The sequence below is a fragment of the Halomonas halmophila genome (assembly GCF_006540005.1).
GTDB classification, from domain to species: domain Bacteria; phylum Pseudomonadota; class Gammaproteobacteria; order Pseudomonadales; family Halomonadaceae; genus Halomonas; species Halomonas halmophila.
In genome coordinates this window covers 81,876-91,458 of the sequence record NZ_BJOC01000017.1, presented here as the reverse complement: position 1 = coordinate 91,458, position 9,583 = coordinate 81,876, and the positions used below count along the sequence as shown (strand labels likewise).

Sequence of the window (9,583 nt, the reverse complement as noted above, 5' to 3'; positions counted from 1 at the left end):
AGTTGCTCGCCTCGTCGAGATGGCGCGTATATTACTCACGCCTTCGGGATCCGTCAACCCTTTCCGCATCTCATTGATAATCCAGCTCGTCTTGGCGATGCTGAGAAACGCACGGGGACAAAACGGGAACATCGAGCGGCTAGACTGTCATACAGGGTGCAGGCCAGACGAGGAGAACGCCCATGCGCAAGAAGATCGAGAAGACGGATGCCGAGTGGCGCGAGCAGCTCACCGACGAGCAGTATCGCGTGACTCGCGAGAAGGGAACCGAGCGACCCTTCACCGGTGACTACCGGGTGACGGAAGAGCATGGCATCTACCACTGCGTGTGCTGCCATGCGGCACTGTTCGAGAACGAGCACAAGTTCGATGCCGGCTGTGGCTGGCCGAGCTTCGACCGCCCCCTCTCCTCCGAGTGCGTGGCGGAAAATACCGACAACAGCCACGGCATGCGGCGCATCGAAGTCACCTGTGCCCGATGCAATGCCCATCTGGGCCATGTATTCCCCGATGGTCCGCCGGAGACCACCGGCCAACGCTTCTGCATCAACTCGGTGGCCTTGAACTTCCACGCCGGCGAGTAAGTCTCCGCCCCCTGCGACGGCCGGCCATCTGCTATGATGGTCGGCCGTTTCTTTTTCACGTCGCGATCAGACATCGCACGACACAAGCAGGAGGGGTCGATGCTCGGCTGGTACCCGGGACACATGAACAAGGCGCGCCGCCAGATTCTCGAGGCGCTGCCGGAAATAGACGTGGTGATCGAAGTGCTCGACGCCCGCCTTCCCTACTCCAGCGCCAACCCCATGCTGGCCGAGCTGACCCGCCACAAGCCGGTGCTCAAGGTGCTGTCCCGCGCCGACCTGGCCGATCCGCATGAGACCCGCGAGTGGACGCGCCATTTCGATGCCCAGCCCGCTACCCGGGCCCTGGCGGTCACCACCACCCAGGCGCGTGATCTCAAGCGGGTGCCCAAACTGTGCCACGAACTGGCCGGCCAGGTACGCGCCGACCGGGATGTGCGGGTCATGGTCATGGGCATTCCCAATGTGGGCAAGTCGACCCTGATCAATGGCCTGGCCGGACGCAGCATTGCCAGAACCGGCAACGAACCGGCCGTGACCAAGCGGCAACAGAAGGTGCGGATCAACGGCCAGGTCGCGCTGATCGACACGCCCGGGGTGCTGTGGCCGAAGATCGAGGATCAGGCCAGTGCCTATCGTCTGGCCGCCAGTGGCGCCATTCGCGATACCGCCATCGACTATGTGGATGTGGCCATCGTCACCGCCGCCGAACTGGCCAAACGCTATCCGGAGGCGCTCTCGACACGCTACAAGCTCAAGGAGCTGCCGCCCTTCCAGCCCAACCCGGAGGCCGAGCGCACCGAGGCGGATGGCGACCCGGGGCCGGATCTTCTCGCCCGAGCCGGTTTCGACGGCCAGGCCATTGTGTCGACCATCGCCGGCAAGCGTGGCGGTCTGCGCGCCGGTGGCGAGATCGACCTGCACCGCGGCGCCGAGGTGCTGCTTCACGAGTTGCGGGATGGCAAGCTGGGGCGGCTGACGCTGGAAACCCCGGCCGACATTCCCGGGACCGAGGACGAGGCTGTCGCGGAAGCCTCTTCGGCAGACGCAGCTCCCCGGGCCAGTGACGACTGAGGCCTGGCTGCCACACTTCGACACCGACTCTTGACTATCTCTGGAAGCGAGACATGGACACAGCCCCACTCGAAAAATCGCACAAGCTGGAAAGCGTCTGCTACGACATCCGCGGCCCGGTGCTCGAACACGCCAAGCGCCTGGAGGACGAGGGACAACGTATCCTCAAGCTCAATATCGGCAACCCGGCGCCGTTCGGCTTCGAGGCCCCGGAGGAAATCCTTCAGGACGTCATGCGCAACCTGTCCACCGCTCAGGGGTACTGTGATTCCAAGGGGCTGTACTCGGCGCGCAAGGCCATCATGCAGGAGTGTCAGCGCAAGCGGATCCCCGGCGTCGGCATCGAGGACATCTACATCGGCAACGGGGTTTCCGAGCTGATCGTGATGGCCCTGCAGGCCCTGCTCAACGACGGTGACGAACTGCTCATCCCGGCACCGGATTACCCGCTGTGGACGGCGGCCGCCAACCTCTCCGGCGGCCGGGCGGTGCATTACATGTGCGACGAACAGGCCGACTGGGCCCCGGACATGGCCGACCTGCGGGCCAAGATCACCAGCCACACCCGGGCCATGGTCATCATCAACCCCAACAATCCGACCGGGGCCGTCTACCCGCCGGAAGTGCTCGAGGAAATGCTGGCCATCGCCCGCGAGCACAACCTGGTGGTGTTCTCCGACGAGATCTACGACAAGATCCTCTACGACGGCACCGAGCATGTCGCCACGGGGTCCCTGGCCTCGGAAGAGCAGCTCGTGGTGACGCTCAACGGCCTCTCCAAGAGCTATCGCTGCGCCGGCTTTCGCAGTGGCTGGATGACACTCTCCGGCACCGTGGCCAAGAAGCGTGCCAGCGACTTCATTCAGGGGCTGACCATGCTCGCCTCGATGCGACTGTGCGCCAATGTGCCGGCCCAGCATGCCATCCAGACGGCGCTGGGCGGCTATCAGTCGATCAATGATCTGGTCCTGCCCGGCGGCCGACTGCTGGCCCAGCGCGACATCACCCACGAGAAGCTCAACGCCATCCCCGGCGTCAGTTGCACCAAACCCAAGGGCGCGCTCTACGCTTTTCCGAAACTGGATCCCAAGGTCTACAACATCCGCGACGACCAGCAACTGGTCCTCGACCTGCTGCTCGAGGAGAAGATCCTCCTGGTCCAGGGCACCGCCTTCAACTGGCCGGAGCCAGACCACGTGCGCATCGTCACCCTGCCCTGGGCCGACCAGCTGGATGACGCCCTGGATCGCTTCGCACGCTTCCTGTCACGCTATCGACAATAAGCTGACTCAGCCGCTGTTTAGGGAAATGGTGAATAAATCGCCGAGCATAGTGAAGGCTAGGCCCGCTCCCGGCGGGCCATCGCATTTCCCACCTCCTTGTGGGTCACGCAAGGCGCACGGAGCAAAGAAAGCGAGACATAACAAGTAGTTAGGCGAGCTTTCGACCGGGCTGGCGCACCAGCACCGCGCACAAATTCGCCAGGAGCGAATTTGAACCGTCTTTAGACGGGCCCGTAGGGTAGCCGCCACGGATGGCGGCTATAACGAAGCGATTTGCATGCGCAGGCATTTAAGCTGTGTTTCCTTAGCTTGAAACTTGTCACCACAGGCCGTATCTAACAATTCAGCCTCTGGAGGGCGCCACGCCCCGCTCAATCGGTGCAGGCGTCCCAGCCTTACCGCACTCGACACCCTGCCGGGTGCGCATTTGATGGAGATATTCGGCAATGATGAGAGTCCTGCTCTTCCTGGGCACCAACCTGGCGGTCATCCTGGCGGCCAGTATCACCCTGCGACTGCTGGGGGTGGAGTCCTATCTGTCGGCCAACGGCATGAACATGACCGGCCTGCTGATCTTCTGCTTCATCTTCGGCATGGCCGGCTCACTGGTCTCGCTGTTCATCTCCAAGTGGATGGCCAAGCGTTCCACCGGCACGGTGGTCATCGAGTCGCCCTCCAATGCCACCGAGCAGTGGCTGGTCGACACCGTGGCCGAACTGGCCCGCGATGCCGGCATCAAGACGCCGCAGGTGGGCATCTTCCCGGCCCAGCAGTCCAACGCCTTTGCCACCGGCTGGAAGAAGGACGATGCCCTGGTGGCGGTCTCGGCCGGCCTGCTCAACCGCATGCAGTCGGAGGAAGTCCGCGCCGTCCTGGCCCACGAGATCGGCCACGTGGCCAACGGCGACATGGTCACCCTGGCGCTGATCCAGGGCGTGCTCAACACCTTCGTGATGTTCTTCGCCCGCATTGTCGCCCAGCTGGTCGACAGTTTCCTGCGCAAGGATGACGGCGACGGCCTGGGCTTTTTCGGCTACTTTGCGGTGGTGATCGTCGCCGAGATCGTCTTCGGCCTGATCGCCTCGGCCATCGTCGCCTGGTTCTCGCGCTTCCGCGAATACCGCGCCGACACCGCCGGCGCCCGACTCGCCGGCAGCAGCGCCATGGTCAGCGCCCTGGCACGGCTCAAGGCCGAGACCGAAATGCCCGACCAGATGCCCGACACCATGACCGCCTTCGCCATCACCACCGGCCAGTCACGGCGCCTGATGGAAAAGCTCTTCGCCAGCCACCCCCCGCTGGACGAACGCATCCGCGCCCTCAAGGAAGCGGAATATCGGAACTGAGCAGCGGCGGAGGCCGCTGCAGAAATGAAGAAGGAAGTACGCGGCTAACGCCGCTCGAAGAGGGAAGCAACTTCTGACCCCAGGTCATCACGCTCCCCTCTTCCCTCTTCCCTCTTCACGCTTCGGCCTTCCGGCTAACCCCAAACCCCGCTGCCGCGAGAGGCGTGGCGAGGTGTGCCGCTGCGCCGGTAAGCTCGACCGTCAGGCTCGCGAACTCGCGGCGCAGGGGGTAGTCGGCGCGGCAGGCGTCGAAGCCGGTGGCCATGCCTTGTTGGCGGGCTCTCAGGCGCAGGGCGTCATGGTCGCGTCGCGGGTCATGCACCGCACGCATGCACAGGCGCAGGGCTTCCTCGACCTCGAGTCCGGTGTCGAGCACCAACCGCGGGACGGGCGGCGGCGGCAGCAGATCGGCTACGTCGAGTCGCGCCGGCAGGCCGACATGATGTGCCAGGGCACGATAGATGCGATGGGTGCCGCGCAGCTTGCCGTCCAGGCTGTACCCGGCCACATGCGGCGTGGCGATGGCCGTCAGGTCACTCAGGGCGGCATCGATATCCGGCTCGTCTTCCCAGACATCCAGCACTGCACTGATATCCCCGCGCCCCGCCAGACGCGAGCGCAGCGCCCTGCCATCGACACAGTCGCCGCGCCCGGCATTGACGACCAGGGTGCCCGGCGCCAGTTCAGCGATGCGTCGCGCATCGAGCAGATGCCGGGTGGCATGCGGGCCCTGCGTGACCAGTGGCGTATGCAGACACAGCACGTCGCAGTGGTCGATCAGGGTGTCCAGCGACTCGAAGCCTGCGCTCCCCTCGGCGTCGGCACGCGGCGGGTCGCAGGCCAGGCACGCTATCTTCATGGCCTGCAGACGCCCCAGCAGGCGGCGGCCGACATTCCCCACACCGACAATGCCCACCCGACACTCGCCGAGGGTGAAGCCCTGGCGCTCGGCCTGTGTCGCCAGGCTGGCCAGCACATGGTCGACCACCGCCTCGGCATTGCATCCCGGAGCACTGGCAAAGCCGATACCTCGGGCCGCCAGGGCGCGAGTATCGACATGGTCGGTGCCGATGGTGCAGGTACCCACGAAACGCAGCCGCGACCCGGCCAGCAGCGTTTCATCGACCCGCGTGACGGAGCGCACCACCAGCGCATCGGCGTCGCGCAGCGCCCTGGCATCGATCTCGCGGCCGGGCACGCGCGTGACCTCGCCCAGCTCACCGAAACAGCGCTGGGCCTGGGGCACATTGGCATCGACGACAATCTTCATGCGGGGCTTCTCCTCTCGATCCACGGCCCTGCCACCCGGCAGCGAGCGCTTTGAGCAACGAGCACGAGGCCTTACAATATCAGGCCTGTGCGAGGCGTGGGACGATGCACGCCGACAGCCCCCTGCCAAAACCGGAGCCACCTTGATCGTTCGCTGGGAAACCGACCATGACTATGTGCTGATCCATGTCCATCAGGACATGTTCGGAGACTGGATATTCAGCCGTGCCTGGGGACAGATCGGTACCCAGTACGGGGGCCTCAAGCACCAGCTGGCGGATGACCACGCCCAGGCGATGATGTGGCTGGAAGATGAGGCCACCATTCAGCACTCGCGTGGCTTCGAGAAGATCCTGGAAGCCGACGACCACAGCCCGGAAGGCCAGGATGCCGTCAAGCAGCTCTCGCTGCTCGACAGTGCCTAGTCCCCGGTGGCGATGGGCCGCGCCGGATCGCGAATCCATTCGCTCCACGAGCCGACATAGAGCCGCGGTAACGGCAAGCCGGCAACGGCATGCGCCAGGATGTTGTGGCAGGCGGTGACGCCGGAGCCGCAGTAGCTGATGGTGTCCGTCGCTTCGGGCAGGATGGCCCGGAGTTCGTCGACCGGCTTGAAGTACCCCTGCGCATCCAGATTGCCGGCGCTCGGGTGACAGCGTGCGCCGGGGATATGCCCGGCCAGGGCATCCATGGGTTCCACCTCGCCGCGAAAGCGCTCCCGGGAGCGCGCATCCAGCTTCAGTGCCCGACTGGAAAACACTTCGTCGGCCTCGACCCAGGCGGTGTCATCGAAGCTCGGCGACCAGTCGCTGGGGTCAGGCTCGATACTGCCGGCTTCCGCCTCCAGGGACCCGCCCGCGGCCTGCCAGGCCGGCAGGCCGCCATCCAGGACTCTCACCGCGGGATGCCCGGCCCACTGCGCGAGCATCCACCAGGCCCGCGCCGCCGCCAGTTGGCCGCCCATGTCATCATGGACCACCACCGGACGTTGTGGCGTGGCACCCAGGCGCCGCAGGGTCGCGGCAAAGGTGTCGTGAGCTGGCAGAGGATGCCGGCCGCGTACGCCGGGCGACGACGCCAGGTCCCGTTCCAGGTCGAGATGCCGAGCGCTCGGCAGATGACCTTCACGCCACAGGCCGAGCCCGGCGTCAGGGTCCGCCAGGCGCGCGCGGCAGTCGAGCACGAGTGGCGATGGCTGCGCCGGGTTCTCCAGCCAGCGACGCAGCGTTTCGGCCCCGATCAAGACATCCCTCATGCCTGTTCTCCTTCCAGCAATTCGATGGGCGCACGGCTGGCGATCAGTCGACGACGCCCGGCCTGCACGAAGCGGACTTCGAGCACCGGGTTGGCCGGATCACCGTCGACTTCGCTGATCTCGCCCCGGCCGAATACGGCATGATGGAGCTGCTGCCCCACCTGATAGTCGCGCGGCGCCTCGGCCACTCCGGGCGTCTCGCTGGCCTGGATGGCCAGTGCCGTCATCGCCTGAGGCGCGGCGGCAGCCAGGTAACTGCGCACCAGATCCGGCCGGGTCACCGCCAGCGGACTGGTCAGGTCCGTGGCCGCCAGGCGTTCGGCGACCCGCTGACCATCCTGCCAGGCGGTCTCGCCCAGAAACCGGCTGGGGCGATGATCGCCGCCGTCGTGCAACATCACCAGCCGTTCTCGCGCCCGCGTGATGGCCACATAGAAGAGGCGACGCTCTTCCTCGAGGCGCGATGGGCTCAGCGGGTTATCGCGAGTGTAGTGCGGAAAATCTTCCTCGTTGGCGCCGGCCAGCACCACCAGGGGCCATTCCAGCCCCTTGGCGCCGTGCACGGTATTGATCAGGACGCCATCCTCGCGATTCTCCACCGGCCGTCGCAACAGCTCGGTGAAGGCCGCCAGGTCGCTGACCTCATTGGCCTGCTCGATCAACACATCCAGCAGGCGTACGTCCTCTTCGCCCTTGTCGCGCCGGGCGGCGGCACGTTTAAGGACCTTCTCGGCCTCGACGGCCTCGATCACATGCTGCAAAAGCCGCGCCGGTGGCCAGGCGGAGAGCCGTGGCAGCTCGCAGAGCAGTTCCCAGCGGCGCTTGAGGGTGCGCCGCTGATGGGGCTTGATGCCCTCGAGCAGCGGGTCCTGACGCGGCGGCCAGCGCTGCGTCTCGGCCAGGCGCGTTCCCAGCGCGGCCAGACGCTCGCGGGGCACGAAGGGCGTGGGCTGGGAGAGCAGTGTCTGCAGATGGGCGGGATCGCGCAGCAGGGCGGCATCCTGGGCCAGCATCAGGTAGCCCGCCAGCGCTTCGACCAGCGGCAAACGGAACACGAAGCGATCCTCGCGGGCCAGTCGAAACGGGATACCGGCCCGCAGCAACGCCAGCTGCAACGGCACAGACAGCGCCCAGCTGCGCACCAGCAGGCAGGCGTCGGCAAGCTCGCGCCCCTGGCGTCGCCAGTCGGCCAGCTCGTCCAGCAAGGCCTGGCTGCCCTGATTGACCGAGAGTCGCGTGTCAGGGTTGGCCGGCGCCGCCAGGCAGATCTGATCCGGGCGACGACGGTTGGCATCGATGGCGTGATTGGCGACCAGCGCCAGGGCGTGGCCATGCCGAAAGGTGGTCGACAGCGGGTAGTCGCGGGCCGTGCCGAAGGTCGCGATAAAGTTCTCGAGCATGGTGTCCGGGTGGGCCCCGCGCCACTCATAGATGCACTGATTGGCATCGCCGACCGCCATCACCTCCGCCTCGCTGCCCGCCAGGACCGCCAGCAGGCGTTGCTGAGCCACATTGATGTCCTGGTACTCGTCGATGATGACGTGATCCAGAAAGCCCTGGACGCGCCGGCGCAGGTCGGCGTCGGCTTCCAGGGCCTTCAGCGGGCGATAGATCAGGTCGGCATAGGTCATGACCCCATGCTCGGCCAGCAGCGTCTCGGCCTGCTCGAAGGCCTCGACGAAGTGCTCGGTGTTCTCGCCGAAGTCGAGACGCTGATAGAGCTCGGCGGGCGAACTCATCTCGGCCTTGACCAGGCCGCAGAAGTGCGCGAGCGCCTCGAGCTTGTCGGCCTCAAGGGCGGTCTCGCGGCTGACATGGGCGCTGTCCAGGGCGTTCAGCGAGGCCTGGCGCAGCAGGCGTTCGACCTGCCAGTCGGCGGTCAGCAACTGACGCGAGGCCAGCACGCCCCAGCGCGTCAGGCTCTGGCTGAGGCGATGCCCCAGCGAATGAAAGGTGCGCACATCCGGCAGACGCTGGTCCGGCGCGGCCATCTCGGCGAGCCGTGACTGAAAATCCTCGCGCGCCGAGCGGTTGAACATCAGCACCAGCAGGCGCGTGGGGTCACAGCCCCGCTCCAGCAGTTCGAGCACCCGCGCCACCATGGTAGTGGTCTTGCCGGCCCCGGCAACCGCCGCCACTCGGGCATGCCCCTGGGCGTGCGTCACCACGGCGCGCTGCTCCGGCGTCAGGTGCATGGCGCTTCGCCATCCACACGTCCCAGGGGTTGGGTGACACCACCACTGGTCAAGGCGAGCCACTCCACGCCCTGCTCATCGGTAAAGGGCTCGGCCTGCTCGACCAGTCGGTAGAAGAGGTTGCGCCCCAGGCGCGCGGCCAGGCCGAAGCGAATCGGCACCTCGGGTACCCATTCGCCACGCGGTGTTGGCGTCACGCTCAGCCGATGGGCGGCATCGAGCCGGACCCAATCGCCGAGCTGGGTGACGAGCTGCCAGTCGCCGCTGTCATCCTGCTCGGCATCCACGGCAATGAAGACCCGATCCTCGACGCGGATACGCAGCTTCTCGACCGGGGTGACCAGGAAGTATTCGCCATCCGGGTCGCGGCGCAGAATGGTCGACAACAGGCGCACCAGCCGAGCACGCTGAATGACGCCGCCTTCATGGATCCAGCGGCCGTCGGCGGCGATCAGCAGATCCATCTCGCCGACATGCTCGGGGTGCCACTGATCCACCGGCGGAATGCCGCGCGAGGTGTCGATATCGGTCAGCAATGAATCCAGATGCATGCTTGGACTCCTTCAGGCCTTCGCCT

General features: G+C 66.0%; 9 protein-coding genes. 5 read left to right on the top strand and 4 right to left on the bottom strand.

All coding sequences use genetic code 11. The features are described 5' to 3' along the window. Positions 1 to 182 precede the first annotated feature (182 nt). The 4 genes from msrB to htpX all read left to right on the top strand — a co-directional run bounded on the left by msrB (position 183) and on the right by htpX (position 4,287). Positions 183 to 584: a peptide-methionine (R)-S-oxide reductase MsrB gene (msrB, locus tag HHA01_RS06185; protein ID WP_141318795.1), complete on the top strand. Its 402-nt coding sequence runs from the start codon at positions 183 to 185 to the stop codon at positions 582 to 584. Positions 585 to 683: 99 nt separating this feature from the next. Then, positions 684 to 1,658 carry a ribosome biogenesis GTPase YlqF gene (gene ylqF / locus HHA01_RS06180; protein ID WP_141318793.1) on the top strand — a complete coding sequence of 325 codons (975 nt, stop codon included), beginning with the start codon at positions 684 to 686 and terminating at the stop codon, positions 1,656 to 1,658. 53 nt (positions 1,659 to 1,711) lie between these two features. After that, positions 1,712 to 2,941, top strand: a complete 1,230-nt coding sequence (locus tag HHA01_RS06175) for a pyridoxal phosphate-dependent aminotransferase (RefSeq protein WP_141318791.1) — start codon at positions 1,712 to 1,714, stop codon at positions 2,939 to 2,941. A 446-nt stretch (positions 2,942 to 3,387) separates the two neighbouring features. Next, positions 3,388 to 4,287 (top strand): protease HtpX, encoded by a 900-nt coding sequence (htpX, locus tag HHA01_RS06170; protein WP_141318789.1) that lies wholly within the window; start codon positions 3,388 to 3,390, stop codon positions 4,285 to 4,287. A gap of 115 nt (positions 4,288 to 4,402) precedes the next feature. On the opposite strand, the gene pdxB is transcribed toward htpX, so the two are convergent. After that, entirely contained in the window at positions 4,403 to 5,557 is a 1,155-nt protein-coding gene (pdxB, locus tag HHA01_RS06165; RefSeq protein WP_141318787.1) for a 4-phosphoerythronate dehydrogenase PdxB, read from the bottom strand. A gap of 142 nt (positions 5,558 to 5,699) precedes the next feature. Here pdxB and HHA01_RS06160 point away from each other — a divergent pair, with 142 nt between their 5' ends. Beyond that, on the top strand, positions 5,700 to 5,981 hold the full coding sequence (locus HHA01_RS06160) for a hypothetical protein (protein WP_141318785.1): 282 nt from the start codon (positions 5,700 to 5,702) through the stop codon (positions 5,979 to 5,981). On the opposite strand, the gene HHA01_RS06155 is transcribed toward HHA01_RS06160, so the two are convergent. The 3 genes from HHA01_RS06155 to HHA01_RS06145 are packed head-to-tail and all read right to left on the bottom strand — an operon-like array spanning position 5,978 to position 9,557. Further along, positions 5,978 to 6,811, bottom strand: a complete 834-nt coding sequence (locus tag HHA01_RS06155; RefSeq protein ID WP_141318783.1) for a sulfurtransferase — start codon at positions 6,809 to 6,811, stop codon at positions 5,978 to 5,980. The genes HHA01_RS06160 and HHA01_RS06155 overlap by 4 nt on opposite strands. Then, positions 6,808 to 9,006, bottom strand: a complete 2,199-nt coding sequence (locus HHA01_RS06150; RefSeq protein WP_141318782.1) for an ATP-dependent helicase — start codon at positions 9,004 to 9,006, stop codon at positions 6,808 to 6,810. Before HHA01_RS06150 ends, HHA01_RS06155 begins: the two co-directional genes overlap by 4 nt. Then, positions 8,997 to 9,557, bottom strand: coding sequence for a DUF1285 domain-containing protein (locus tag HHA01_RS06145; protein WP_141318780.1), 561 nt, complete (start codon positions 9,555 to 9,557; stop codon positions 8,997 to 8,999). Before HHA01_RS06145 ends, HHA01_RS06150 begins: the two co-directional genes overlap by 10 nt. Positions 9,558 to 9,583: the final 26 nt, after the last annotated feature.